The organism is Arthrobacter sp. 10L424 (assembly GCF_056395325.1).
The window spans coordinates 125,268-150,185 of record NZ_JBFTJH010000004.1; the positions used below are offsets into that span (position 1 = coordinate 125,268).

The following is a 24,918-nucleotide window of genomic DNA, read 5'->3' on the forward strand; positions in this document are numbered from 1 at the left end:
CGGCGGGGGACGTTCGCGGCCCCAGGCGCCGGGGGCGGCCCCGGCGTCCGCGGCCCCCCGCGCAGGGGGCGGCTCCGGCGCAGATATACTGGGGAGCGTGCTTTCTGGACTGGTAATAGTGGACAAGCCGCAAGGCTGGACCAGCCATGACGTGGTTGGACGGATGCGGCGGCTCGCCGGTACCCGAAAGGTGGGCCACGCCGGAACGCTGGACCCCATGGCTACGGGCGTCCTTGTGGTCGGCATCAACAAGGCCACCCGGCTGCTCACCTACATCGTGGGCACCTCCAAGACCTATACGGCCACCATCCGCCTGGGCGAATCAACGGTCACCGACGACGCCGAGGGCGAGGTCACCGCGACCCGCAGCGCCGCCTCGGTCACCGAGGAAGCGGTGCGCGCCGGCGTCGCGGCCCTGACCGGGGAGATCGAACAGGTTCCCAGCAGCGTCAGTGCCATCAAGGTCAACGGCGAGCGCGCCTATGCGCGGGTCCGGTCCGGCGAAGAGGTCAAGCTGGCCGCCCGGCCGGTCACCATCCACCGCTTCGAGGTGCACGGGCTCCGTCCGGAGCGCGGCGGCGAGGCACTGGACGTGGATGTCCTCGATGTGGATGTCACCGTGGAGTGCTCTTCGGGCACGTATATCCGGGCGCTGGCCCGCGACCTTGGCGACGCGCTGGGCGTTGGCGGCCACCTGACGGCGCTGCGCCGGACCCAGGTTGGCCCCTACACGCTGGACCAGGCCCACACCCTCGAACAGCTCGCCGAAGAACTGGACGTGCTGGAAATGTCGCAGGCGGCCCGGGCGCTGATGCCCAACCGAGAACTCAGCGACGAAGAGACCACGGAGATTTCCTTCGGCCGCAGGATCGCCGCCGGCGCGGCCGCGGGGACTCCCGGTGCAGCCACGCCGGAGAATCCGGCCGCCGGCTTCGCCCCGGACGGGACTCTTGTGGCGCTGCTCGCTGACAAGGGCAGCTACGCCAAACCGGTGCTGGTCTTCGCGCCGGACAACGAGAAGCGCGCTCCGAAACCCCCGACAGCGGAACAGCAGGCCGGGCAGTAGTGGACGCGTATTTTTACATCATTTTGGTGGTCGGGCTGGTCTCCACCGTCATCTGCCTGGCCGCGGGCATCCTTAAGAAGGCGCCGAACGACACAACCATCCTCTCGGTGGCCGCCGTCGAACTGTCACTGCTGGTGTACCTCGTCGGTTCAATCGTGCGGGTCGCGGCCGGGGAACAGATCGCGGGGGAGCCGTGGGAGTTCTGGGGCTACCTGTTGACCGCGCTGCTGCTGCCGGTCGGGGCGGTGTACTGGGCCATCCTGGAACGCACCCGGTGGAGCAACTTCGTGCTGGCCGCCGTCGGCGTCACCGCCCTGGTGATGGCGGCCCGGATGAATCAGATTTGGTACTGACGTGGAAGAGGCAAAGAACGTGACGGCGAAACCTTCGAACGAGGACATCGGAACGACGCCGGGAGCGGTTGCGCCGGACAACGGCTCTGCCGGCGTCCCTGGCGCCGCCAACGTCTCCGGGTCCGGAACTGTCGGTTCCGACGCTGCCGGGTCCGGAACTGTCGGCGCCAACGCCGCCGGTTCCGACACTGCCGGTTCCGACACCGCCGGTTCCGGAGCGGTCGGCGCCAACGCCGCCGGTTCCGGCACGGCCGGTTCCGGACCGGTCGGTTCTGGCCCGGCCGCGACTCCGGCAAGCGCTTCGGCGGCGCGGGACACGCGCAACACCGGCCCCGGCCGGCTCCTGATCGCCGTCTACGCCGTGTTCGCGATCTCGGCGACAGCGCGGGCGGGATACCAGATCCTCACCAAGTTCTCCGAAGCCCCCCTGGCCTACCTGCTGTCGGCGTTCGCCGCCGTCGTCTATCTCGTGGCGACAGTGTCCCTCGCGAAGTCCGGCCGCACATGGTTCAAGGTGTCCGTCGCGGCTGTGCTCGTGGAACTCGTGGGCGTGCTGGTGGTCGGGGCGCTCAGCGTGTTCGACTCCGTGAACTTCCCGCATGAGACCGTCTGGTCCTTGTTCGGCCGCGGTTATGCGTTCATCCCGCTGCTGCTGCCGATCCTGGGCCTGATCTGGTTGTACCGCCGCCGTCCCGCGCCGAAGCAGGCCTAAGCCTCCTCGTCCGCACGCTCGTCCGCGTGCGGGGCCGCGGGCTGGTCCAGTTCCTGGAACAGCGTGATTTGGAGCCCGGCAGGGCCGATCAGCCGTGCGTTCAGCGAGCGCCACGGTGTTTCCCGCGGCTCCGCGATCAGCGTGCCGCCCGCTTCCAGTAGGTCCCGTGCCGTTGATGCCGCGTCGTCAACTTCGAAGGCAACCCGGATCCGGGCGCTCGGCTGACCGTCAGCTTCCACCTGGTCGATGTATTTGACCTGCGCGGGGTTGGAGAGTTCCAGGGTAGCCCGGCCCGCGTCCAGGATCGTGATGCGTGCGTCCCCCTCGCTGGGGACCACCTCACGCTCCACGAGCCCGAGGACATCCCGGTAGAAGGTCACGGCGGCGTCGAAGTCCTCCGTTTCGACGACGAGGCGCAGCTGCCGGACGGGAGGCGGAGCGTGATTTTCGGTAGTCATACCGGAACCTTAGGACGGACTACTCCTCTGCGGAATGCCCGGTTTTGCTTGCCGCCGGCAGGGGCGGATGTTTGGGCTCAGTCCGTCCCGGTGTCGAGCCCCGTGAGCCTGCGGCGAAGGCCCGGCCAGGCAGCTCCGAACCCGGGGTGCAGCTCCTTGTCGCCGACGTGCTCAACCGGCACCCACTGCAGTTCCAGGCTTTCCGGGTCGCTGATTTCCGGGTCGAACGCCTCCACAACTTCGGCGGCGACAGTCGTGTAGGTCCAGTAGCCGACGTCGAACACCGACGTGAACAGGACCCGGACGTTTTCCGGCGGGACGGCAGCTTCTTCCTTCGCCTCGCGCAAGGCCCCGTGGACTGCTTCTTCGCCTTGGTGCAGGGCGCCGCCGGGCAGTCCCCAGGTGCCGCCCTGATCGCTCCACAGGGCGCGGTGCTGCAGCAGGATGCCCTTTTCGGGGTCGTGAACCAGCAGACCCGCCGAGCCGAAACGCCCCCAGAACCGTCCGCGGTCGCCCTCAACCCAGGCATCGCCGGGGTCACGGGGACCGAGGGGACGGCGCAGCTCCATAGGAAGCTCGGTGGAATGAGCTGCGCCGGGTCGAGAGGTTTGGGGGAGCGCGTCGTCGGGTAGGGCCGCGCTGGAGGTCGGGGCAACAGAGCTGTCCATGCCCTCAGTGTGCCACGGGCACTGCTCGTCCTTGGAGAAGTGTGACCCCGCGGGACTGGCCATCAAACGGGTCGCGCGCGGGGTGGGCGCGGCGGCGGCCGTCCGCCAGCAGCGGGCGGATTCCTGATTTCGGCGTGCGATGGTTCTTCCCACAAATCATCCACCCATGTGTCGAAGGCCTCCTTCGAATAGAAGTGGAGGCAATTCCGAGAGGCGTTGGATTGTCCCGGGACCTCCGGTGCCCTCCCGGTTGAGAGGGATGGATGGCAGTCCGGCGTTCCGGGGTCGGCGCTGGTCGCTCAGCCCGCATTGCTTGCCGAATCCAGGCCTATCGACATCTGCGCCGCCGCTCCGGTCGGGGTTCGCAGCGGAAAATCCAGGTCCACCCATTGAGTTATCCACATAGGGGAATTAACTGCAGTCACCAGCGCTGGAACCGGGAATCATTGGGAGTAGCCCCACGAGCCAGGGCAGCGGATCACGCACCGGAGCCCGGTGATGGCAGCTTCTGATCACGCGAATATCTATTGGAATAACTGCCAGTCCCGGCCTCCCGGAACGTTGCAGCCTCAAGGAAGGACTCGGCCGTGACAGCCAGTGAAGATGTGATCCTGCCACAGGCCACCCGGCTTGGTGCCGGAATGCTTCTTGCGATTCCCCGGCTGTCGCCTGTTCCACGCGAGGCGGTTGCCGTGGACCGCGCTCTGGAGACTGCCCTTGCCCTGCTGCGCTCTTGCACCGCGACGGCCCTGCCGGATGCAGCGCTGTTCGGGGTGACCGAAGCCGCGGACTTTGCCGGCCGCGTGGAGAAGCTTTCGCGCATGGCCGACTTCCTGCAGCTTGTGGCCGCGGGGGCGGTCGACCGGACCCGGAGCCAGGCAGCTGCCGGAGCGAGGACCGCCGCTGCGACGTTTGGTACCGACGCGCCCGCCGGGTGGTTGACGGGCTGGAACACCGCACCGGGCGGGCCTGCGGGAGTCGCGCCGGACTCGACCTGGAACGAGCAGGAAGTCATGGATCCTTCGCCGGGATGGGTGGACGACGGATACCGGAACACCGCAGAATTCCTGAGGGCGCGGCTGCGGATCAGCTCCGTGGAAGCCAGGCGCCGCCTCGCCCTTGCCGCGGATGTTCTGCCGCGCACCGGCATGTCAGGCCAGCCCCTGCCTGCCGCGAGGGAAGAACTCGCCGCGGGTGTTGCCGCCGGGGACATCGCCTCACGTGCAGCGTCGATCATCTGCCTGTCCCTGGAACGGGTCCGGCATGTGTGCCCACCCGAAGCAATAGCCAGCATGGAGCATGCCTTAACCCGGACAGCGGTAGAGAACGACCAGGACTTCCTGACCAGGATGTCCCAGCGCTGGACGGACGCCTTAGACCAGGACGGCGCGGAACCCAGCGAGCAGGCGTTGCGCCAGGGCCAGGGCGCCTTCATCCGACGGGCACGTCGTGGACTGCACCACGTGGAAATCTTCGCCACAACAGACCAGTTTGAACAGTTGGTCACGGTCATGAACGTAGCCACCAACCCGCGGACCGGCGCCTTATCCAGTTCCGACGCGGGCTCGGACGCGGCGGCCGCTGCCTCAACCGGGTCCGATGCCGCCGCCGATACGGACGCCGCTGCCGCCGCAACCGGGACCGACGCTGATGCCGCCGTCGACAGCGCTGCGGACGCCGCCTCAGTGGAACGTCTGGATCCGCGCACCCGGCCCCAGCGGCTCCTTGACGGCCTTGTCGGAGCCTGTAAGGCAGCCCTCGCAGCCGGAGACCTGCCGGCCGCGGGAGGACTACGTCCGCAGGTAATGGTCACCATTGACTACCGCGACCTGCTGGAACGGGTCGGAGGAACCGAGGAGGAAGTCCGCGGTCCTGGCTCCAACGTAGGAACGCTGATGTTCACCGGCCCTGTCACCGCCTCGACAGTGCGCAAGATCGCCTGCGACGCCGACATCATCCCTATTGTGCTGGGCGGAAAAGGCCGGATCCTCGACATCGGCCGCACATCGCGGGTCTTCCCGCCACACATCCGTAGGGCCCTCACGGCGCGGGACCGGGGCTGCGCCTTTCCCCAGTGCACCATCCCGGCGCCCTGGTGCGAGGCCCACCACATCGACTACTGGTCCCGCGGCGGGAGCACCGGGACCGGCAACGGAGCGCTGCTCTGCTCGCATCACCACCACTTGATACACAAAGAGCAGTGGACCATTCAGCTGCGAAGTGGCGTTCCATGGTTTGTCCCGCCACCGCACGTTGATCCGAGCCAGGTGCCACGGCGGAACCGGTTTTTCCGGCTTGAGTGAGGCCGTCGGTGCAAGAAACGGTCGGGCGGTGTCAGCCAGTAGGGGTGGAGGCTCTGAAGGGGAGCGGCTCGCTGGCGTCGAATGGAACCGCACCCTGCGCCGGGGTTTGGGTCTGCCAGCCGTTCTCCTGCTTGCCGGCGTAAATCAGCATCCGCTGACTCCGCCCAAGCGGATCGCCGTCTGGATAGGAAACTCCTGCGGAGCACGTCACCGGCGTGGATGCGATGCGGAGCGGTGCTGGACCGGGATCACCCTTGAGGACGGTCTCGACCTCCAGGACATAGACGTTCGCCTTGTATCCGTAGATGAGTGTCTCACCGTCCACCCGAACGGGCTTGCCGATCAGCACGAGGGCAGCCTGATCGACCTGCGCCTGAGGCGTCCCGAAGTGGATCCAATCGACGCAAGTCTCGGACGTTGTGGGCAGCAGAGCGCAACCACCCACCAGGTCGCACGTCAGAAGTCCCACGCTCGCCGCTTGCCAAGGTCTTCGCATGCCCAGAACATATCCGCCGTGGCAACCGCGGTCTACGGGAGAGCTGATTCGTGCACGGGGAGGACGAACCCGGGCGGCGGGCTCAACCTGGACTAGCGGAACTGCGCAAAGACTCTTATCGGTTCGGGGCGGAAATCGGAGCCCTCGATGAAGCCGAGGGCCTCATAGAAGGCGCGCTGTCCGGGCTCGTTGTCCGTGAGCAGCACCATTTGCCGGACGTGCCCGTAACGCGCCCGCACAGCTTCCAGCAGCGCGCGGCCGGCACCGGATTTCTGGAATGCCGGATCCACCAGGATGTCCTGCACGTAACAGATCGTCGCGTCGTCCGAGACCGCACGGGCCAGCCCAACCAGCCCGCCGTCGGGAGCCCGGACCGTGACAACGAAGGAAGATCCCCGGATTGCGCTGACGAGCACATCGGGTTCCCGGGTGTACGCGGTCCAGCCCACGGACTCGTACAGCGACAGCACCTCGGAATCGGAATCAGGTGGACCGGCAAGGACCGTGAACTCTGGCATCGGATCAGTGTCGCACACAGGCATTCCCGACAACCCGGGCGGAAGGTGCTAGCGTATCGCCGATGCGCTAGACGGGGCCGGGCCTGCGTGGCGCCAAATCCAGGGGGACGAACCATGAACACATCCGTGAACGCCGCCGTGAGTATCCGCCGGTGCACGGCGGCCGATCTTGCGGCGCTGGGCCTGCACGAACCTCCGAACGCGAGGATCGCCGCAGGCTTCCTGGACCGTCAGACTGCCGGGGATCTGATCTATGCCACGGCGTGGACCGGAGAGACCCCGCACGGCGGGGCGGTGCTGGATTTTCGTGCCGGACCAGTCCCTGAGCTCAAGAATCTCTTCGTGTATTCCGGGAGCAGGAGAGCGGGGATCGGCCGGGCGCTTTGCCTCTGGCTCGAGGAACAGGCGAGGCTGGCAGGACGCAGCGGCGTCATCCTCGGTGTCGAGCCCGGCAATACAGCAGCCCGGAATCTCTACGAGGACCTTGGCTACCGGGCCACCGGCGACGTCTCGACTCATTCGTATGAATATCTGGATTCGGCAGGCTACCGAAATGTCGCCACGGAAACGGCTGAAATGTATCTCAAACCACTGGCAACCCCCAGGGAAGCTGCCGCTCCCGGGGAAGCTGACGCTCCCGCGGCGTTTGACGCCCCGGTGGCTGCTGACGCTCCCGGGGAAGCTGACGCTCCCGGGGAAGCTAACGTTCCCGCGGCGTTTGACGCTCCCGGGGAAGCTGACGCTCTCGCGGCCGTTGACGCCCCTGAGGAAGTTGGTGCTCCCGCGGCCGTTGGCGCTCCCACTGCCTCCAAACCAACCCAGGCCGCACCTTCCCGGGTCCTCTTCTACGGCGTGACGGGCAGCGGCAAGTCGTCCGCCGCCCGCGCCTACGCGCAGGCCACGGGACTGCCTGAATTCTCGGCGGACGATGACATCGGCTGGCTGCCCGGGTGGCAGCAGCGCACTGTCGAGGAGCAGAGGGACATCGCCGCCGCGATTGCGTCCCAGGACCGCTGGGTGCTGGACAGCGCCTACGGGGTCTGGCGGGACGTTGTGCTGCCGCGGGCGGAGCTCGTCGTCGGCCTGGATTATCCGCGGTGGCTCTCGCTGACCAGGCTGGTCCGCCGCTCGCTCCGGCGGGCTTGGACCCGCGAACCCGTCTGCAATGGCAATTCCGAAACCGTGGCCCGGCTCTTCGCCGAAGACTCGATTATCCGCTGGCATTTCCGGTCGTTCGCCAGGAAGCGGCAGGTCATGCGGGGCCTCGAGGTCAACGCCGATATGCCGCCGACGATCCTCTTCCGCCATCCCCGGCAGCTTGACGCGTGGCTCGCGCAGTTGCCGGAGCAGTGGCCCGCCGAGTCTGCGGGTGCAGGGCGGGCCGAAAGCCTCTGACCGCACGACGGCGGAGGGTGGCTACGCTGGATTCATGGCTGGACTCGAGGCTTCACGCGGCCTGCCGGAGGATGAACGAGCTTCCCTGCTAAGGGCCGTGAAAGCATTCCACACCTTTGCGTGGTTCACCATTGAGGTCTGCATGGTCTACGTCCTGTATGCCGGAGCCCGCGGCCGCACCGACCGGAGAGTGGGCCTGGCAGCCGGCGTCGTGACCGCCGAGACCCTCGTCTTTGCCGCCAACGGTTTTCACTGCCCGCTGACCGCCGTGGCCAAGGACCTGGGCGACGAGACGGGCTCTGTCACCGATATCTACCTGCCGCGGTGGTTTGCAAAGAACCTCCCGGGCATCCACGTTCCACTGATTCTGGCTGCCGTGCTGCTGCATTGGCGCAACTACCGGGCCGGCGGCGGCACTACTGCGAGGAAGGTCCCCGGCGCCGCACGCGTCAGCCCCGGCGGTGCGCCCGAAGCGGCCGGGTACAGCTAGAGCAGCGGGTTTCCGTTGAGATCGACGCGGAAATCCTCGATCACCTTGTTTGTGGCCGTATCGATGATGATCACGGAGTCTGCAGGCCAGGACGGGTCGGGAACGGCGGTGTAAGGAACATCCGGAATCAGGGTCGCTCGCCCGGCGTCGTTGATCTCCCGGCTGAAGGCATCCACTACCTTGTTGGTCCGGGTGTTGATGGCCACTGTTTCCTGGGGGAGGCCCGCAGTGTTGCCGCTGGCCGGCGTTGAGTTCCACCAGCCTTCGTAGCCGCCCACGGCCGATTCCGACGACGCCGTCGTGGACGCGGGTGTGGACTCCGGTAGAGGTCCGGCTGCTTTAGCCGAGCCGCCGCAGGCGCTCAGCGACACCCCGGCCGCGAGAATCACACTAACGGCGGCAAGGCGCCGTGCTTCAGCCTTGTATCCCAAGATGATGTCCCCCAACATTGTTCGCCGCCGGAGATCCCCGGCGCGGATGGGGATGAACCTACCAGCCCTGTCACCCTACGGACCGTACACACGAGACCGCGGACCCGGGCCAGGGATCAGCCCGGCGACCGCTGCGATCGGCCGACGGCTGCCGGCCGGTCGCCCGCTGGTCCCCAGCGACTGCCCGGAGGCTGCCCCGCGACCGCCGGCGACTGCCTGGCGATCGCGACCGGCGCCGCCGTTACCGCCAGGCGACTGCCCGGCGACCGCCCGCGATCACCCGGCGACCACCCGGCGACTGACGCCCCGTGCGCGGCCTACTTCTTTCCGAACAGACCGCCCAGGATCCCGCCGAATCCGCCAGGGCCGTCGTCCTCATTTTTACGCTCCGCAGGCTGGCTCTCGGGGAGGTCGACGTCGATCACCTCACCGGGGCGCGGCGCGCCGCCAGTCGGTTGGCCCTGCGGGTGGGCCAGCGGCTCCAGCGGCGAATCCTGTCCGGCGTCCGGAACGGCCGCCTGCGAGGACGGCTGGCCCCCGCCGAACAGCCCGCCCAGCAGATCGCCTAAACCGCCCATCCCGCCGCTGCCTCCGGCAGCAGCGCCGCCGCCCAGGATCCCGCCCAGAATTCCGCCGAGGTCAATGCCGCCCGCCCCAGCCTCACCGGCGCCGCCAGCCCCAGCGCCAGCCCCGGACGACTGCCCGCGGCCGCCGAGGACCTTGTTGGCGAGATAGGACATCACGATCGGGGCCAGTATCGGCAGCAGCTTCTTGATCAGGTCTCCGCCCACGCCGCCCAACTGGGACGTCCCGGCCAGTTGGCTTGCCACCTGGTCCTGCTGCCCGCCGAAGACGTGGCTCACGATCTTCTCGCCGTCCGCTGTATCCACTTGAGAGACATCCACCCCGCCCTCCAACAGCCCGTCCTGGTGCTGGCTGAGCGCTGACTCCAGTGAGGCGGCGCCGTCGGAGGCCTGCGCGTTGTTCTGCATACCGGCCAGCAGCGTGGGCACGGCTGCCTCCACAGCGGTCTGGGCGGTCTGCCGGTCGGTGCCGAGCAGTCCGGCAATCTGGTCCATCGGAATCTGCCGCAGGATGTCTTGGAGCTCGCTCATGGGTACTCCTTCAGCCGCAGCTCAGTGCGGCCTCGCTGGAAGCGGCGCCTGCACAGACGCCGTCGGACGGTTGCCCTTGCATCGTAGTCCGGGTGTCCCCGACGCGAAAGGACGCTGCCGGGGCCGGGCAGCGCCCGTCGGGGGCAGGCCGCGATTGCGGGTAATCTAGGAGAGTTCCGGGGCCGACTGGGTTCGCCGGAAGAGCACATGGCAGGAAGCAAAAAGGCGAGGTTGATGGTCCACATCTGGAACGATCCGTCCGAAGTCCCAGCGGACTTTGGTCCCTCCGTCGTTACCTTTGGCAATTTCGACGGTGTGCACCGGGGACACCAGCAGGTGCTCTCGCAGCTCATCCGGGTCGCCCGCCTGAACCACGCCCGGGCCGTCGCCATCACCTTCGACCCGCACCCCGCGCAGGTCCACCGCCCCGAGTCCGCCCCCGAACTGATCATGGGCCTGGAAGACAAACTGGCGGCCCTCGGCGAGCTGGGCCTCGACGCCGTGCTCGTCATGAAGTACTCCCTCGAACTGGCCAGCCTCACTCCCGAAGAATTCGTCGCCGACGTCCTGGTCGGCAGCCTCAAGGCAAGCCACGTGGTGATCGGCCACGACGCCCGGTTCGGCCGGGGCAACTCCGGCGACCTGGAGACCATGCAGGAACTCGGCAAGAAGCTCGGCTTCGAAGTGCTGGTCATCAGCGAGTTCGGCTCCGAAGGCTTTCCCATCCACGGTGAACTGCACGACGACGGCGGCAAGGACCGCCGCTGTTCCTCCACCTGGGTGCGCGAGGCACTGCGGGAGGGCGACGTCGCCACTGCCGCCGCCGTCCTGGGCCGGGCCCACCGGATGCGCGGAGAGGTGGTCCACGGCGCCGCGCGCGGCCGCGACCTCGGCTTCCCGACCGCCAACCTCGCCGCCGACGCCAGCGGCTACATCCCGGCGGACGGCATCTATGCCGGCTGGCTCGTGGACGCGGCGGGCACGCGATGGCCCGCCGCCATCTCCGTCGGCTCCAACCCCACGTTCTACGGCGTCAGCCGGCAGGTGGAAGCCCACGTGATCGACCGCCCGGAAGAGGCGGTCGAGGACTTCGATCTGTACGGCCAGACAGTAGTCGTGGAATTCGTCGCCCGGCTGCGGGGGATGGTGGCGTACCGTGGCCCTGAGGCGTTGGTGGACCAGATGCGCCTGGACGTGGTCCAGGCCCACAACATCCTGTCCGCGCGCTAAACCGCGGGGCCGGGTCCCATAGCTGGACCGCTGTACCAGACCGTTGGGCGTCACCGCTGAGATGATTCAACGGCCGGGTTCGCAGGCCGGTCAGCGCAGAGATTCACAGCCATTTGGCAAGGAAGGCAAGACTGTGACCATTGAGAAGAATACAAGGGAGCTGGACAAGGAAATTGTCCGCGACTTCAGTTCCCGGATGAGCTACGCGTCCTACCTGCAGCTGCCGACCCTGCTGAGCGCCCAGCAGCCGGTCAGCACCCCGGAGCACCACGACGAGATGCTGTTCATCATTCAGCACCAGACCACGGAACTGTGGCTCAAGCTGGTCCTGCACGAGCTCCGAAGCGCCGCCGCCTGGCTCCGCACCGACGACCTCGGGTCCGCCCTGAAGGCCATCGCCCGGGTCAAGCACATCCAGAAGACCCTCACCGAGCAGTGGTCCGTGCTGGCCACCCTCACACCCACCGAGTACTCACAGTTCCGCGGCTTCCTGGGCAATTCGTCGGGCTTCCAGTCCAGCCAGTACCGCGCGGTCGAGTTCCTGCTCGGCAACAAGAACCGCAAGATGCTGCCGGTGTTCGAATCCGACCCCGAGGCCCACGCCATGCTGTTGGAGCTCCTCGAATCCCCGAGCATCTACGACGACTTCCTCGCCTACCTCAAACGCCAGGGCTTCGACGTTCCCGCGTCGCTGCTGGAGCGGGACGTCACCCAGGCGCACGAGTTCTGCGCCGAACTGGTGCCGGTGTTTAAGTACATCTACGAGAACGCGGCCGACAACTGGGGCGCCTACGAGGCCTGCGAGGAACTCGTAGACCTCGAGGACAACTTCCAGCTCTGGCGCTTCCGGCACCTGCGCACGGTGCAACGCACCATCGGCATGAAGTCCGGTACCGGCGGCTCCAGCGGCGCCGCCTTCCTGCAGAAGGCACTCGAGCTGACCTTCTTCCCCGAGCTTTTCGCAGTCCGGACGGAGATCGGCCAGTGAGCGCCCTGACCCCGCAGACGGCAGGCACCGCCGAAAACAACAACAGCACCGACGCCCTGCTGCAGCGCGCCCGGGAACTCGACGCCGCCGATCCGCTGGCCGCCTACCGGGAGCACTTCATCGGCTCGGACACGGATCTGTCCTACCTGGACGGAAACTCCCTCGGGCGGCCGCTCAAGCGCACCGTCACCGACGTCAGCACCTTCATCCAGGACAGCTGGGGCGGGAGGCTGATCCGCGGCTGGGACGAGGAATGGCTGGAACTCCCGCAGGCCATCGGTGACCAGCTCGGCAGGGCCGTCCTCGGCGCCGCTCCGGGGCAGACCATCATCGCTGACTCCACCACCGTGGTGCTCTACAAGCTGATCCGCGCCGCCCTGGCAGCTGTGACGGACCCGGCCCGCACCGAAATCGTCCTGGACACGGACAATTTCCCCACCGACCGCTACCTCGTCGAGGGCATCGCCCGCGAAGAGGGCCTCACGCTGCGCTGGATCGACGCCGACCCCGCCTCCGGCGTCACCGTCGAGCAGGTCCGGGCCGCCACCGGCCCGGCCACCGCCGTCGTCGTCCTGAGCCAGATCGCCTACCGGTCCGGGTTCCTCGCGGACCTTCCGGCCATCACCGCCGCCATCCACGACGCCGGTGCCTTGGTGGTGTGGGACCTATGCCATTCCGCCGGTTCGGTGGAAATCGCCCTGGACGCTGCCGGCGTCGACTTCGCCGCCGGCTGCACCTACAAGTACCTCAACGGGGGACCGGGCTCGCCCGCCTTCGCCTACGTCAACGCCCGGCACCTGCCGGGCCTGCAGCAGCCGATCTGGGGCTGGATGGGCCGCAAGGACGCCTTCGAGATGGGGCCTGGCTATGAGGCCGCCGCCGGAATCCGCGGCTTCCTCAGCGGAACCCCCGCGATCTTCGGGATGCTCGCCATGCGCGGCACCCTGGACCTGCTGGAGGAAGTGGGCATGGCCGCAGTCCGGGAGAAATCGCGGCTGCTGACCGAGTTCGCCGTCGAACTCCACGACGCCTGGCTCGCGCCGGCGGGCGTTGAACTCTCAACGCCGCGGGATCCAGAACTGCGCGGCAGCCACATCACGGTGGACCACCCGGCGTTCCGGGAGATGACCGCGGCGCTGTGGGAACAGGATGTCATTCCGGATTTCCGGGCGCCGCAAGGCATCCGGATCGGGCTGTCCCCGCTGAGCACGTCCTTCGCCGAGCTGTACCGCGGCGTGGCCGCCATCCGCGAACGGCTGGCGGACGGCGCGTCCGGGCAGCCGTAAGGCCCGCCGTTTCGACAAGTTCAGCGGCGTGCCGGTAAACTAAAGGTTGGATCCGGCTGCAGTCCGTGGCGGCTGGCTCTTGTTGTGCACGGGAAAGGTTCTCCTTGGAGGGCGGACCCGGCGCGGCACCCCCGGCAGTGAGTTACTGATTCGGGCCTCACGGCACATCTCTAGGAGTTATCGTGGCACTTGAAGCCGCTGTAAAGCAGTCCATCATTCAGGATTTCGCAACGTCCGAGGGCGACACCGGTTCGCCGGAGGTCCAGGTTGCAGTCCTGACTCAGCGGATCAAGGATCTCACTGAGCACATGAAGGTGCACAAGCACGATTACCACACCCAGCGCGGTCTGCTGGCCATGGTTGGTCGTCGCAAGCGCATGCTGACCTACCTCAAGAACACTGACATCACCCGCTACCGTAAGCTCATCGAGCGCCTCGGCCTGCGCCGCTAGTCAGCTTTAGGGGCGGCCCCTTCCGGACCGGAAGGGCCGCCTCCTTCAAATAAAACTCAACAGGAGGATCAACCGCATCACGCATTCGCGGTCCTCGGTAGTGATCCCCGGGAACGGCTTCAAGGAACGAAGCCTTGGCCCGTGGGTCTCGATCGATGACCGGGTGCAGTGCAGGCCAGTAGACAGATGCTGGGCTGGGTTGATGCGGCTGGGCTCCGTGAACCATGAAACGGAGGTGACTCTCTATGGAGGGTCCCGAAATCCAGTTCTCAGAAGCAGTCATTGACAATGGCCGCTTCGGCAAGCGTGTAATCCGCTTTGAAACCGGCCGCCTTGCCAAGCAGGCAGCCGGCGCAGCGATGGTCTACATCGACGAAGAGACCGCGCTGCTGTCCGCAACCACCGCCGGCAAGCACCCGCGTGAAGGCTTCGACTTCTTCCCGCTGACCGTCGACGTCGAAGAGCGCATGTACGCCGCCGGCCGCATCCCGGGCTCGTTCTTCCGCCGCGAAGGCCGTCCCTCCACGGAAGCCATCCTGGCCTGCCGCCTCATGGACCGCCCGCTGCGGCCCGCGTTCGTCAAGGGCCTGCGCAACGAGGTCCAGATCGTCGTCACCGTGCTGTCCATCAACCCGGACGAGCTCTACGACGTTGTCGCGATCAACGCTTCCTCGATGTCCACCCAGCTCTCCGGCCTGCCCTTCTCCGGCCCGATCGGCGGCGTCCGCGTTGCCCTCGTCGCCGACGAGAACGGCTCGCAGTGGGTTGCGTTCCCGAAGCACTCCCAGCTTGAGAACGCCGTCTTCAACATGGTCGTTGCCGGCCGCATCGCCGGTGACGACGTCGCCATCATGATGGTTGAAGCCGAAGCCACCGACAACTCCTGGAACCTCATCAAGGAACAGGGCGCCACCGCCCCGACCGAAGAGGTTGTCTCCGAGGGCCTCGAGGCCGCCAAGCCGTTCATCAAGGCACTCTGCGAAGCACAGTCCGACCTGGCAGCCCGCGCCGCCAAGCCGACCGTCGAGTTCCCGGTCTTCCTGGACTACCAGGACGACGTCTACGCCGCTGTGGAGTCCGCTGCCGCCGACAAGCTGGCCGCTGTCTTCCAGATCGCCGACAAGCAGGAGCGCGACACCGCCTCCGACGAGCTCAAGGACGAGGTCACCTCTTCCCTGGCCGGCCAGTTCGAAGGCCGTGAGAAGGAGCTGTCCGCAGCCTTCCGCTCCGTCACCAAGCACGTTGTGCGCCAGCGCATCCTCACGGACCAGATCCGCATCGACGGCCGTGGCCTGACAGACATCCGCCAGCTCACCGCCGAGGTTGAGGTTCTGCCCCGCGTCCACGGCTCGGCCATCTTCGAGCGCGGCGAGACCCAGATCATGGGTGTCACCACGCTGAATATGCTCAAGATGGAACAGCAGATCGACTCGCTGTCTCCCGTGACGCGCAAGCGCTACATGCACAACTACAACTTCCCGCCGTACTCCACCGGCGAGACCGGCCGCGTCGGTTCCCCGAAGCGCCGCGAAATCGGCCACGGTGCCCTCGCAGAGCGCGCCATCATGCCGGTGCTGCCCTCCCGCGAGGAATTCCCCTACGCCATCCGCCAGGTGTCTGAGGCTCTCAGCTCCAACGGTTCGACGTCGATGGGTTCCGTCTGCGCCTCCACGCTGTCCCTGCTCAACGCAGGTGTGCCGCTGAAGGCCGCTGTTGCCGGTATCGCCATGGGCCTGGTCTCCGACCAGGTTGACGGCCAGACCCGTTACGCCGCCCTGACCGATATCCTCGGCGCCGAAGATGCCTTCGGTGACATGGACTTCAAGGTTGCCGGTACCTCCGAGTTCGTCACGGCCATCCAGCTGGACACCAAGCTCGACGGCATCCCGGCCTCCGTCCTGGCGGCCGCCCTGAAGCAGGCCCGCGAAGCCCGCCTGCACATCCTGGACGTCCTGAACTCCGCGATCGACACCCCGGACGAGCTCTCCGAGTTCGCGCCGCGCGTCATCGCGGTCAAGATCCCGGTAGACAAGATCGGCGAGGTCATCGGCCCGAAGGGCAAGATGATCAACCAGATCCAGGAAGACACCGGAGCCGACATCTCGATCGAGGACGACGGAACTGTCTACATTGGCGCCACCAACGGCCCGTCTGCCGACGCAGCACGGTCCGCGATCAACGCCATCGCCAACCCGCAGATCCCGGAAATCGGCGAGCGCTACCTGGGCACGGTCGTCAAGACCACGACCTTCGGCGCCTTCGTTTCCCTGACCCCGGGCAAGGACGGCCTCCTGCACATCTCCGAGCTGCGCAAGATCGCCGGCGGCAAGCGCGTGGACAACGTCGATGACGTCGTCTCCGTCGGACAGAAGATCCAGGTGGAAATCACCAAGATCGACGACCGCGGCAAGCTCTCCCTGTCGCCCGTTGTGGCTGACGAGGCGGGTTCTGAAAGTGCTGACGACGCTGAGGTCTCCCTGGAGTCCGCAGAGTAGTCTTTCCTGACCCAAGCAGCGGGGCCGGTGGATCATCCACCGGCCCCGCTGCCGTTAAAGGCAGGTAGGATTGCAGGCAGATTTGGCACGTTTCCCGGAACGGATTTATTGAAAGGCCTTGATGACTGTCGTCCCCCTGCCGCTTGAGCAGAACCAGCACGCTGACACCCTGATCCACGGAGCCGACGGCGGTTCCGAGGTACGCCGTTCGGTCCTGCCCGGCGGCGTCCGTGTGCTGACCGAGGCGATGCCCGGCCAGCGCTCGGCCACCATCGGCTTCTGGGTGGCCGTAGGCTCCCGCGACGAGGCGCCCGGGCAGCACGGCTCCACCCACTTCCTGGAGCACCTCCTGTTCAAGGGCACGCAGCGGCGCACGGCACTCGAGATCGCCTCGGCCTTTGACGAGGTGGGCGGGGAATCCAACGCCGCCACGGCGAAGGAGAGCACCTGCTACTTCGCCCGCGTGCTGGACACCGACCTTCCCATGGCGATCGACGTCATCGCGGACATGATCACCGGCGCCGTGCTGGACCCGCAGGAGATGGAGCAGGAACGCGACGTCATCCTTGAGGAAATCGCGATGGACAGCGACGACCCCACCGACGTCGCCCACGAACACTTCGTGGCCGCGGTGCTGGGCACCCACCCGCTGGGCCGCCCGATCGGCGGCACCCCGGACGCTATCCGCGCCGTCGCGCGGGACTCGGTCTGGGACCACTACCGCCGCTACTACCGCCCGGACGAGCTCGTTATCACCGCCGCCGGGGGACTGGACCACGACGTCGTCTGCGGACTTGTGGTGGACGCCCTGCACTCCGCGGGCTGGAGCCTGGAGCCCGACGCCGCCCCGGTACAGCGCCGCTCCACGGACCGGGCCGCCATCACCGGCACCGCCGGCCTGCACGTGGTCAAGCGCCCGGTGGAACAGGCCAACATCATCATGGGCTGCCCCACGATCGTCGCCACCGATGACCGCCGCTTTGTCATGAGCGTGCTCAACGCCGTGCTCGGCGGCGGCATGTCCTCCCGGCTGTTCCAGGAAGTCCGCGAGAAGCGCGGCCTGGTGTACTCGACCTACTCCTTCGCTTCCTCCTACGCCGATGCCGGCTACTTCGGTATGTACGCCGGCTGCACCCCGACCAAGGTCCGCCAGGTCCTTGAGCTGCTTGGCGCCGAACTCGACAAGCTGGCTGAAGGCGGCATCTCCGACGAGGAACTGCGCAAAGCCGTCGGGCAGCTGTGCGGCGGAATCGTGCTGGCGCTGGAGGACACCGGCTCCCGGATGTCCCGGCTGGGCCGCGCCGAACTGGTCTCCGGCGAATACCAGGACATCGACGAGACCCTGCGCCAGATCAAGGCCGTGACCGCAGCGGAGGTCCAGGAGCTCGCCCGCGAGCTCGCGGCTGCACCGCGGACCGTCACCGTGGTGGGCCCCTTCGAGGAAACCGAGACGTTCGGCCTCTGACGCCCGGCCCCCCCGCAGGCCCGTACCGGCCCGGTGGCCAAGCCCCCGCACCGGCCCGGTTGCCAGGCCCGCTCCGGCTGTCAGGCCCGCACCGGCCCGGGCGCCCGGCCGGGCGCAGGTGGGCCAGCCCGCACCTAGCCCGCGCGCCCGGCCAGGCCCGGGGTGACGGGCCCGCACCTAGACACGGCAGGCGGCGCCGCGTGATGATGGGGACGGGCTCACTCGGGAGGATCTCCACTGGGGAGGACCCTGGAAGGAAGACATGGACCGGCCGCTGCCAGGCAGTGCACACGAGGCGCTCGAGGCGTTCCTGGGGCGCTGGACTGGAACCACGCAGTGGCAGGCCACGGCCTGGGGGCCGGCGCGGGCCGCCGACGTCGAACTGACTTTCGCCCGTGCCGCCGCGGGGCTGGCCGTCACCCACAGCTACCGGCATACGGAGGCTGACGGCGCCCGGTCAGAGGGCCACGGGGTGTTCACCATGGACCCGGACCACCCCGACACGCTCTGGTATCACGTCAACAGCATGGGCCTGCCCCCGGAAGCGCCGGCGCGCGCGAGCTGGCTGGAGGGCACCCTCACCATGGAACGCCGCAGCGACCGCGGCACGTCCCGGCATACCTTCCGGGTGGACGACGGCGTGCTGACGCACAGCGCCGGGCTCCGGCTGGGGGCCGCGAGCGAATTCACACCCTTCATGACCTCGGTCTGCCGGCGCGCAGCCGCGGAGGCAACCGTCCCCGCCTGAGGTTCCCAACACGCGCCGTGGCCCGACTCGTTAGAACACGGGGAACTAGCGGGTCCCTTCCGCCTCGAAGCGTGGGGGACGCGACACGGACAAATCCACCGGGCGTGAGTCTGGTGTCCACTATGCACTCAGTGTATAGATTGAACTGTGAACAATTCCCTCACCCTGCTGGGCCTACTGAGCCGCGAGCCGAGCTACGGCTACGACCTCAAGCACTCCTATGACCGCTACTTCGGAGCCGGAAAAGCCTTGGCCTTCGGGCAGGTGTATTCCACGCTGGCCCGAATGGTCCGTGACGAACTGATCCAAGCCCTGGGCGAAGAATCCGGCGGCGGTCCGGACCGCAAGAAATACGAGATCACCCTGGCCGGCCAGGCCAGGGTGCGCGAGTGGCTGTTCACCCCCGACGTCCCGTCGGAGTCCCTGCAAAGTGAGCTTTTCGCCAAGACGGTGGTCGCCCTGCTGCTCAATGACGACGCCGACCGGCTGCTCGATGTGCAGCGCGGTGAACACATGGCCCGGATGCGTGAACTGACCCGGCTGAAGAAGGACGCGGACCTGCTGCGGGTCCTGATGTGCGACCACGGCCTGTTCCACATCGAAGCCGACCTGCGCTGGATCGACCTCACCAGCGCCCGCCTGACCCAACTCAAGAAGGAGCTCCAGAGCCCATGAGTACAACTGACACCGCTGCACCCGTCCTCAGTGCCCGCGGCCTGCACCACTCCTTCGGGCAGACCGAGGCATTGCGGGGCGTCGACCTCGACGTCCGCGCAGGGGAGGTGCTTGCCGTCATGGGCCCGTCCGGATCCGGCAAGTCCACGCTGCTGCACTGCCTGGCCGGTGTTCTGGTTCCCGACGGCGGATCGGTGACCTACCGTCCGCCCGGGCGGCCCGCAGTGGAGACCAGTAGCCTCGGGGAGCCACAACGGGCCCGGCTGCGGCTGACCGACTTCGGGTTCGTCTTTCAGTTCGGCCAGCTGCTGCCTGAGCTCACGGCGGCGGATAACGTCAGCATCCCGCTGCTGCTGGCCGGGACACGGCGGCCGGAGGCGCTGCGCCGGTCCAGGGAGCTCCTGGACCGCCTCGGTCTGGACGGGCTGGGCGCCAAGCTGCCCGGCGAACTGTCCGGAGGACAGGCCCAGCGCGTCGCCGTCGCGCGGGCGATGGTGACGTCGCCAGCCGTGCTGTTCGCCGATGAGCCCACCGGTTCGCTGGATTCCCTCGCATCAGAGAACGTGCTGACGCTTATGCTCGAGCTGGTCCGCGAGGCGGGCACCACCGTCGTGATGATCACCCACGATGCCCGTACCGCCGCCTATGCGGACCGGGAAGTCATCGTGCGGGACGGCGCCATCGGCGCCGGCTATCGGGTCTCCGCGTGAATCCCGGCCTGCTCAAACTGGCAGTCGTCGGCAGCCGGTCCGCCTACGGCAGGCTTGCCAGCATCGCTGGTGGGGTCGCCGTCGGAGTCTGCCTGTTGTTGTTGCTGTGGGGCGGCGCCAACGGCCTGAGCGCACGTGATGACCGCGGTGCCTGGCTGCGGGAGTCCGGACGCCCCTCCGTGGCAGCCCCCTTGGCGACGGACGGTCCGGTCACTTCAGGGCCGGGGACACCGGTGCCGCTGACCGCCGACACGGTGCTCATGGAGGCGAACCCGGGGGAGGTCTTCCGCGACCAACTCATTAGCCGCCGCGACGTTGCCGCCCTCGGTTCCACTAATTTCAGGATCCCCGGGATCGGCAAACCTCCGGCTCCTGGCAGCTACTACGCGTCCCCGGCGCTGCAGCGGCTGATCGAGGCAACGCCGCGGAACGAGCTTGGCGACCGCTTCGGGACGTTTGCCGGCACGATTGACGATGCCGCCTTACCCGGACCGGATTCGCTGATCGTCGTCGCGGGAGCCACGGAAGCCGAACTCCGCCAGAACGGCAGGGCCTTCCTGGTGTCAGACTTCACGACCAACCCGTATGGTGGCAGCGCTGCCGCCTACAACACGGTGCTGTCCATCGGGGCCATTGCGGTGTTCTTCCCCGTGCTGCTCCTGATCAGCATTGTCACCGGACTGGGGGCTGCCCAGCGCCGGGAGCGCTTCGCGACACTGCGCCTCATCGGCGCATCCCCGCAGGTTGTCTCCCGGATCGCTGCCGTCGAAACCGCCGTCCCCAGCCTGATCGGTGCAATGCTGGGCGTCGTGCTGGCCCTTGTGCTGAGGCCGGCGGTCGCGCAGATACCGGTCAACGGCACCAGGACGTTCGCCGCCGATCTGACCACCGGCTGGGTGGCGGCCGCCGCGGTCGTCGCCGGGGTGGTCGCGGCGTCGGCCCTCGTGGCCGCGCACCGGACCGCCCGCGCAGGCATTGGCCCCCTGGGCGTGACGCGGGCCGTGCACGAAAAGCCACCCACCCTATGGCGGACTGTGCCCTTGCTCGCGGGTCTGGCAGCCATGATCACGGCTGTAATAATGATCCGGGTAGTGGAGGTGGGGCTGCCGTGGCTGGAATCACCGCTGCTTATCGTCGGCTTTGCGCTGATCCTTGTGGGCATCGTGGTTATCGGTCCCTGGCTGACCCGCATGGTGAGCCGGGTGGGACTGCGCCGGGCGCGGAGCGCAGCCGGAGTCATTGCCGCCAGCCGGATCCAAAAGACGCCGGTGGCGACCTTCCGATCCGTGTCAGGACTCGTGATCGCCGTGTTTGTCGTCTCCGTCTTCGCCGGAGGATCAAGCATCATCGAATCCACCGAGGCGCCTCCGGCCGGGCCCGGTCTGCTTCAGCCCACGAGCCTCCACGCCACCGTGAGTGCCGGACACACCCCGGCCCAGGCCGCGGAGGCCGCCCGCCGGGCCAGCGAACTGCCCGGAATCCGGGGCGCCACGGTCGGCTACGGGCCGGACGTCCTCTCCGGACCCGATGCCGGCCCCGAAATCTACCTTCGCGCCGCTGACGCTGGCGGCCTCGGGTTCGAGGACATCCCGGCAACAGAGGTGGTCACTGTGGATACCTCGTTCCTCTACTTCTGGACGACGCAGCCACTGGCTCTGACCCCGGCGCCCGCCACCAGCCTGGATGCAATGGTCCCGGTCGTGATGGTGCTCGGCACCGACGGGACCCCCGCGGCCATGGACCGCGCCCGGACTGCATTGAACGGTTCAGGCATCACGGCCATCCCGGCCTCGTCCCCGTTGGACTTCAAACTGCAGTCCACCGGGCGCCTGATTCAGGGCCTGGCCGTGCTCGCCTACCTCGGCATGTTTGTCGCGATAGCAATCGCAGGCCTGTCCCTGGCCGTCGCCACAGCCTCCGCCATCCTGGACCGGAAAAGAGTTCTGGGCCTCATGCGGCTCATGGGGATGCCAGTGTCCGCCCTGCGCCGGGTCATCACCCGTGAAGCAGCCGTCCCGCTCCTGACCGTGCTGCTGCTCTCGGTCGGCCTCGGATTCCTCGTGGCCTGGCTCATGGTGACCTTCGTTGACGACACTTATAGGGTGACCTGGCCGGCGCCTGATTACTTCGTTGCACTGGGTGTCAGCCTGCTCCTGGCCCTCGGAGCAGTCACCGCGACATTCGGCCTCATCCGGGGCAATACAGGATTGACGGTTACCCGTTTCGAGTAGTTGCGCCACAGACAGGAAGCATTGAGTTTCCGCGAACAGTGAGGGCGACAAGGAGCCGTTCAAGAGTCCGTCCAAAATGCGGCGGCGAGGGAAGCCCACAGGTTGGAGGGTCCGCTGGTGCGGTGAGTCGGTCGAAAAGCTGGCTCAAAGAATGAATCATCTGGCTTTTAGGTTGAGATTGCAGCGATATGGAGAGAAGCGCGTGATTGCCGTGGATATGGTGACTGGCATGAAACCAGTTCTGAACCTTGCACGGCGTTGGGGCGCCCCGTGGCGGCCGTCATCTTCTTCTCACTGTGGTGTGTGGCCGAGGCCGGAAGGATGGGAGGGCCCTGGCTGGAATGGCCAGGGACTTGGTCGCTATCCTTGACGACCTGGTCGGGGACCTGGGCACTGGCTCTGATGACCCTGGCGATTGCCACTGCCTCCTGGAAACCGCTTGTCTCCCTCGGGTTCACGGCGGCACTCCTCGCCGGACAGCTAAGCCATGCCCTGCCACCGATGTATTCCAATCACTGGCCCATCTACCTCGGCTCCTTTTTCGCTCTTGGCTTCATCTTGTGGACCGCCCCGCGGCGGATACGATTCATCGCCTCGGGCGCCAACCTGGTGTTCGTGGCCCTGATGACCGTCCTCATGCTCTCCTGGCGATACGGCAACGGCGTCGGCTGGTTCATGCCCATGTACTACGGTGACAGGCCCATGTTTATGATTTACGGCTGGCAGCTATTCGCACTCCTCCTGCTGATCGCGGGAGCCTGCGCCGCCGTCGGACTTCTGCTGGCGCTGTATCAGGAACGGGGCAGTCTGTTCCGGGCTCGGGAACTGGCGCAGAGCAGCCTCAAGGAAACCGAGGTCGACCTGATTGTCGAGCAGGAACGGACACGCATCGCCCGGGATCTGCACGACGACCTGGCGCATTCGCTCGCGGTCATCGCCGCGCAGGCCGACGGAACCCGGTACCTGAGCAAGGATCAGCCCAAGGCCGTCCTCAACGCCCTGGACACCATCGCCCGGTCAGCCCGCAGCGCCCTCGTGGATGCCCAACGCGTCATCGAAGGAGTCCGTGATGACGGCATGGTGACGCCACAGCCGCGGCTGACCGACATCCCGGCTCTGATCGAAGGCATGCAGCGCGGCAGTTTGAAGATCCACCCCAGCGAGTCCGGGACTCCCGTGGAACTCTCCACGGGACAGGAGATGGCCGTCTTCCGGATCGTTCAGGAGTGCCTGACCAATGCCCTCAAACATGGTGGGCGCGGCACGGATGTGCGGCTCCACTTTGACTGGAGCGGGCCCGGCCTGGCTCTGCATGTGGCCTCGACCATAGCCCCGACCGGCTAAGAAGACGCTGCGAGTCCGGCCACGCACCGGATCGGGCGGGGACTTCCCGGCATGCGCGAACGCGCCCATCTGGCCGGCGGCTGGCTGACGGCGGGACCGGACGGCGAACAATTCCGGGTGACGGTCTTCATCCCCTACGGAACCCGGGAAGTGACGTCACCGGACGATACAGCCGGCGCCGAAGCCGGGGGCATTTTCGGTGAAAGTTCGCGCGCGGAAGCCCAGCCTGCACTGGCTGCAGCAGGGAGCCTTCCCCGGCCGGCAGGGGCCGCACAGGAAGTCGGCGACCGTGGCTGACACCGCGGATCGCATCACCGTGGCCCGGGTGGATGACCAGCCCTTGTTCCGGGCGGGTATCCGCATGCTGATAGAGAGCCAAACGGACTTGGAACTCTCGGGCGAGGCCGGCGACGGGGAGCAGGCGGTGACCCTGGCAATCGAAGGGCGTCCGGATGTAATGCTGATGGACCTTCGCATGCCCGTCCTTGATGGTGTCGAGGCCACCCGGCGGATCGTGCAGCAGGCCGCGGCGGCCGGAACCGATAAGCCAAAGATCATTGCACTGACTACCTTCAACAGGGATCAGGCTGTGGTCCAGGCCGTCCAAGCCGGAGCGAGCGGGTATCTGCTCAAGAGCGCGGAACCGGAATTCCTGCTGGCAGCGATCCGCACTGTCCACTCGGGTTACTCCGTCATCGCCCCAGGATCCATCCACTCCCTCTTTGAACATGCTGCCCGCAGTGGACCCGCGACCGGTCCGGACCTGTCCGTCCTGAACGTCCTGTCCGTGCGGGAGCGGGACGTCTTTCTACTCGCGGCCAAAGGTCTCAGCAATGGTGAAATGGCGGAGAGCCTGTTCGTCTCTGAAGCCACCATCAAAACTCACCTGCGCAGCGTCTTGGACAAGCTGGAACTCCGCACCCGGCTCCAGCTGGTCGCATTCGCCCACGAACGCCGGCTTCTTGGCAGCTGAGCAAGCAGCTGTCACGTCTGGCAGCCGCGCAGTGCGCTGGCCCCGGAGCCACAGTACCTGCCCGTGGGCGGCATGAGCCGTCGCGGGCGGGCGGCGCACCATTGCGCTGCTTTGCGGGAAAACCGTGGATGAGCACGCACACCTGGTGCGGCCGAGCGCGGGCCCGATCTCTCAAACCGTTGCCATAACGTTGCAAAGCCGCCCTTGAAATCCGTTGACACGCTGTGAGCTGCACCATAGATTTGCCGTAATCTGAATCACCTTTCAGGTTCAGCGCATTTCCTGTCAGTTCTCCTGCTCAGATCTCCTGCTCAGC

Annotated in this window: 24 protein-coding genes and 1 pseudogene; 19 read left to right on the forward strand and 6 right to left on the reverse strand. The window is 67.1% G+C overall.

What is annotated here, in order from left to right; translation table 11 throughout:
- The first annotated feature begins 97 nt into the window (after positions 1-97).
- The 3 genes and pseudogenes from truB to AC1DC5_RS10325 all read left to right on the forward strand — a co-directional run.
- Positions 98-1,066 carry a tRNA pseudouridine(55) synthase TruB gene (gene truB, locus AC1DC5_RS10315; protein WP_476865056.1) on the forward strand — a complete coding sequence of 323 codons (969 nt, stop codon included), beginning with the start codon at positions 98-100 and terminating at the stop codon, positions 1,064-1,066.
- A complete protein-coding gene (locus tag AC1DC5_RS10320; protein ID WP_441405491.1) occupies positions 1,066-1,419 on the forward strand; it encodes a hypothetical protein in 354 nt (117 codons plus the stop codon). The genes truB and AC1DC5_RS10320 overlap by 1 nt, the downstream gene beginning before the upstream one ends.
- A gap of 310 nt (positions 1,420-1,729) precedes the next feature.
- A pseudogene (locus AC1DC5_RS10325) lies at positions 1,730-2,131 on the forward strand (hypothetical protein); the annotation flags it as partial.
- On the opposite strand, the gene AC1DC5_RS10330 reads toward AC1DC5_RS10325, so the two are convergent.
- Positions 2,128-2,589, reverse strand: coding sequence for a VOC family protein (locus AC1DC5_RS10330; protein ID WP_476865057.1), 462 nt, complete (start codon positions 2,587-2,589; stop codon positions 2,128-2,130). The pseudogene AC1DC5_RS10325 and the gene AC1DC5_RS10330 sit on opposite strands and share 4 nt — an antisense overlap.
- A gap of 77 nt (positions 2,590-2,666) precedes the next feature.
- Positions 2,667-3,158 (reverse strand): NUDIX domain-containing protein, encoded by a 492-nt coding sequence (locus AC1DC5_RS10335; protein WP_476865123.1) that lies wholly within the window; start codon positions 3,156-3,158, stop codon positions 2,667-2,669.
- 686 nt (positions 3,159-3,844) lie between these two features.
- On the opposite strand from AC1DC5_RS10335, the gene AC1DC5_RS10340 reads away from it, so the two are divergent.
- On the forward strand, positions 3,845-5,560 hold the full coding sequence (locus AC1DC5_RS10340; protein ID WP_476865058.1) for an HNH endonuclease signature motif containing protein: 1,716 nt from the start codon (positions 3,845-3,847) through the stop codon (positions 5,558-5,560).
- A 31-nt stretch (positions 5,561-5,591) separates the two neighbouring features.
- On the opposite strand, the gene AC1DC5_RS10345 is transcribed toward AC1DC5_RS10340, so the two are convergent.
- Together AC1DC5_RS10345 and AC1DC5_RS10350 are read right to left on the reverse strand one after the other, a co-directional pair.
- Positions 5,592-5,909, reverse strand: coding sequence for a hypothetical protein (locus AC1DC5_RS10345; RefSeq protein ID WP_476865059.1), 318 nt, complete (start codon positions 5,907-5,909; stop codon positions 5,592-5,594).
- Positions 5,910-6,148: 239 nt separating this feature from the next.
- On the reverse strand, positions 6,149-6,574 hold the full coding sequence (locus tag AC1DC5_RS10350) for a GNAT family N-acetyltransferase (protein ID WP_441405486.1): 426 nt from the start codon (positions 6,572-6,574) through the stop codon (positions 6,149-6,151).
- Between the two features lie 114 nt (positions 6,575-6,688).
- On the opposite strand from AC1DC5_RS10350, the gene AC1DC5_RS10355 reads away from it, so the two are divergent.
- Positions 6,689-7,969, forward strand: coding sequence for a GNAT family N-acetyltransferase (locus AC1DC5_RS10355; protein WP_476865060.1), 1,281 nt, complete (start codon positions 6,689-6,691; stop codon positions 7,967-7,969).
- Between the two features lie 34 nt (positions 7,970-8,003).
- Entirely contained in the window at positions 8,004-8,459 is a 456-nt protein-coding gene (locus AC1DC5_RS10360) for a hypothetical protein (RefSeq protein ID WP_476865061.1), read from the forward strand.
- Here AC1DC5_RS10360 and AC1DC5_RS10365 read toward each other — a convergent pair.
- Both AC1DC5_RS10365 and AC1DC5_RS10370 read right to left on the reverse strand, forming a co-directional pair.
- A complete protein-coding gene (locus tag AC1DC5_RS10365) occupies positions 8,456-8,890 on the reverse strand; it encodes a hypothetical protein (RefSeq protein ID WP_476865062.1) in 435 nt (144 codons plus the stop codon). The two genes, AC1DC5_RS10360 and AC1DC5_RS10365, sit on opposite strands and share 4 nt — an antisense overlap.
- Positions 8,891-9,207: 317 nt before the next feature.
- Positions 9,208-10,005, reverse strand: coding sequence for a DUF937 domain-containing protein (locus AC1DC5_RS10370; protein WP_476865063.1), 798 nt, complete (start codon positions 10,003-10,005; stop codon positions 9,208-9,210).
- Between the two features lie 234 nt (positions 10,006-10,239).
- On the opposite strand from AC1DC5_RS10370, the gene AC1DC5_RS10375 reads away from it, so the two are divergent.
- From AC1DC5_RS10375 to AC1DC5_RS10435, 13 genes are all read left to right on the forward strand, one after another.
- On the forward strand, positions 10,240-11,235 hold the full coding sequence (locus AC1DC5_RS10375) for a bifunctional riboflavin kinase/FAD synthetase (protein WP_476865124.1): 996 nt from the start codon (positions 10,240-10,242) through the stop codon (positions 11,233-11,235).
- A 133-nt stretch (positions 11,236-11,368) separates the two neighbouring features.
- Positions 11,369-12,223, forward strand: a complete 855-nt coding sequence (kynA, locus tag AC1DC5_RS10380; protein ID WP_476865064.1) for a tryptophan 2,3-dioxygenase — start codon at positions 11,369-11,371, stop codon at positions 12,221-12,223.
- A gap of 5 nt (positions 12,224-12,228) precedes the next feature.
- Positions 12,229-13,509: a kynureninase gene (gene kynU, locus AC1DC5_RS10385; RefSeq protein ID WP_476865125.1), complete on the forward strand. Its 1,281-nt coding sequence runs from the start codon at positions 12,229-12,231 to the stop codon at positions 13,507-13,509.
- Positions 13,510-13,691: 182 nt separating this feature from the next.
- Complete coding sequence (gene rpsO, locus AC1DC5_RS10390; RefSeq protein WP_224049119.1) at positions 13,692-13,961, forward strand: 30S ribosomal protein S15; 270 nt, start codon at positions 13,692-13,694, stop codon at positions 13,959-13,961.
- A gap of 245 nt (positions 13,962-14,206) precedes the next feature.
- Positions 14,207-16,456, forward strand: coding sequence for a polyribonucleotide nucleotidyltransferase (locus AC1DC5_RS10395; RefSeq protein ID WP_476865065.1), 2,250 nt, complete (start codon positions 14,207-14,209; stop codon positions 16,454-16,456).
- 121 nt (positions 16,457-16,577) lie between these two features.
- Entirely contained in the window at positions 16,578-17,921 is a 1,344-nt protein-coding gene (locus AC1DC5_RS10400) for a M16 family metallopeptidase (RefSeq protein WP_441405479.1), read from the forward strand.
- Between the two features lie 262 nt (positions 17,922-18,183).
- Positions 18,184-18,669: a DUF1579 domain-containing protein gene (locus AC1DC5_RS10405; RefSeq protein WP_441405478.1), complete on the forward strand. Its 486-nt coding sequence runs from the start codon at positions 18,184-18,186 to the stop codon at positions 18,667-18,669.
- A gap of 147 nt (positions 18,670-18,816) precedes the next feature.
- Positions 18,817-19,344 (forward strand): PadR family transcriptional regulator, encoded by a 528-nt coding sequence (locus AC1DC5_RS10410; RefSeq protein ID WP_441405477.1) that lies wholly within the window; start codon positions 18,817-18,819, stop codon positions 19,342-19,344.
- Positions 19,341-20,054: an ABC transporter ATP-binding protein gene (locus AC1DC5_RS10415; protein WP_441405476.1), complete on the forward strand. Its 714-nt coding sequence runs from the start codon at positions 19,341-19,343 to the stop codon at positions 20,052-20,054. Before AC1DC5_RS10410 ends, AC1DC5_RS10415 begins: the two co-directional genes overlap by 4 nt.
- Entirely contained in the window at positions 20,051-22,285 is a 2,235-nt protein-coding gene (locus AC1DC5_RS10420; protein ID WP_476865066.1) for an FtsX-like permease family protein, read from the forward strand. The genes AC1DC5_RS10415 and AC1DC5_RS10420 overlap by 4 nt, the downstream gene beginning before the upstream one ends.
- 366 nt (positions 22,286-22,651) lie before the next feature.
- On the forward strand, positions 22,652-23,629 hold the full coding sequence (locus AC1DC5_RS10425) for a sensor histidine kinase (RefSeq protein ID WP_476865067.1): 978 nt from the start codon (positions 22,652-22,654) through the stop codon (positions 23,627-23,629).
- Positions 23,630-23,680: 51 nt separating this feature from the next.
- A complete protein-coding gene (locus AC1DC5_RS10430) occupies positions 23,681-23,926 on the forward strand; it encodes a hypothetical protein (RefSeq protein WP_476865068.1) in 246 nt (81 codons plus the stop codon).
- On the forward strand, positions 23,919-24,602 hold the full coding sequence (locus AC1DC5_RS10435) for a response regulator (RefSeq protein ID WP_476865069.1): 684 nt from the start codon (positions 23,919-23,921) through the stop codon (positions 24,600-24,602). Before AC1DC5_RS10430 ends, AC1DC5_RS10435 begins: the two co-directional genes overlap by 8 nt.
- The last annotated feature ends 316 nt before the right edge of the window (positions 24,603-24,918 follow it).

Bases quoted from the DNA above. Each gene is read 5' to 3' on its own strand.
- AC1DC5_RS10330 (WP_476865057.1), bottom strand. From the start codon at position 2,589: ATGACTACCGAAAATCACGCTCCGCCTCCCGTCCGGCAGCTGCGCCTC.
- AC1DC5_RS10335 (WP_476865123.1), bottom strand. From the start codon at position 3,158: ATGGAGCTGCGCCGTCCCCTCGGTCCCCGTGACCCCGGCGATGCCTGG.
- AC1DC5_RS10350 (WP_441405486.1), bottom strand. From the start codon at position 6,574: ATGCCAGAGTTCACGGTCCTTGCCGGTCCACCTGATTCCGATTCCGAG.
- AC1DC5_RS10355 (WP_476865060.1), top strand. From the start codon at position 6,689: ATGAACACATCCGTGAACGCCGCCGTGAGTATCCGCCGGTGCACGGCG.
- AC1DC5_RS10360 (WP_476865061.1), top strand. From the start codon at position 8,004: ATGGCTGGACTCGAGGCTTCACGCGGCCTGCCGGAGGATGAACGAGCT.
- AC1DC5_RS10370 (WP_476865063.1), bottom strand. From the start codon at position 10,005: ATGAGCGAGCTCCAAGACATCCTGCGGCAGATTCCGATGGACCAGATT.
- AC1DC5_RS10375 (WP_476865124.1), top strand. From the start codon at position 10,240: ATGGTCCACATCTGGAACGATCCGTCCGAAGTCCCAGCGGACTTTGGT.
- AC1DC5_RS10395 (WP_476865065.1), top strand. From the start codon at position 14,207: ATGGAGGGTCCCGAAATCCAGTTCTCAGAAGCAGTCATTGACAATGGC.
- AC1DC5_RS10400 (WP_441405479.1), top strand. From the start codon at position 16,578: ATGACTGTCGTCCCCCTGCCGCTTGAGCAGAACCAGCACGCTGACACC.
- AC1DC5_RS10405 (WP_441405478.1), top strand. From the start codon at position 18,184: ATGGACCGGCCGCTGCCAGGCAGTGCACACGAGGCGCTCGAGGCGTTC.
- AC1DC5_RS10415 (WP_441405476.1), top strand. From the start codon at position 19,341: ATGAGTACAACTGACACCGCTGCACCCGTCCTCAGTGCCCGCGGCCTG.
- AC1DC5_RS10430 (WP_476865068.1), top strand. From the start codon at position 23,681: ATGCGCGAACGCGCCCATCTGGCCGGCGGCTGGCTGACGGCGGGACCG.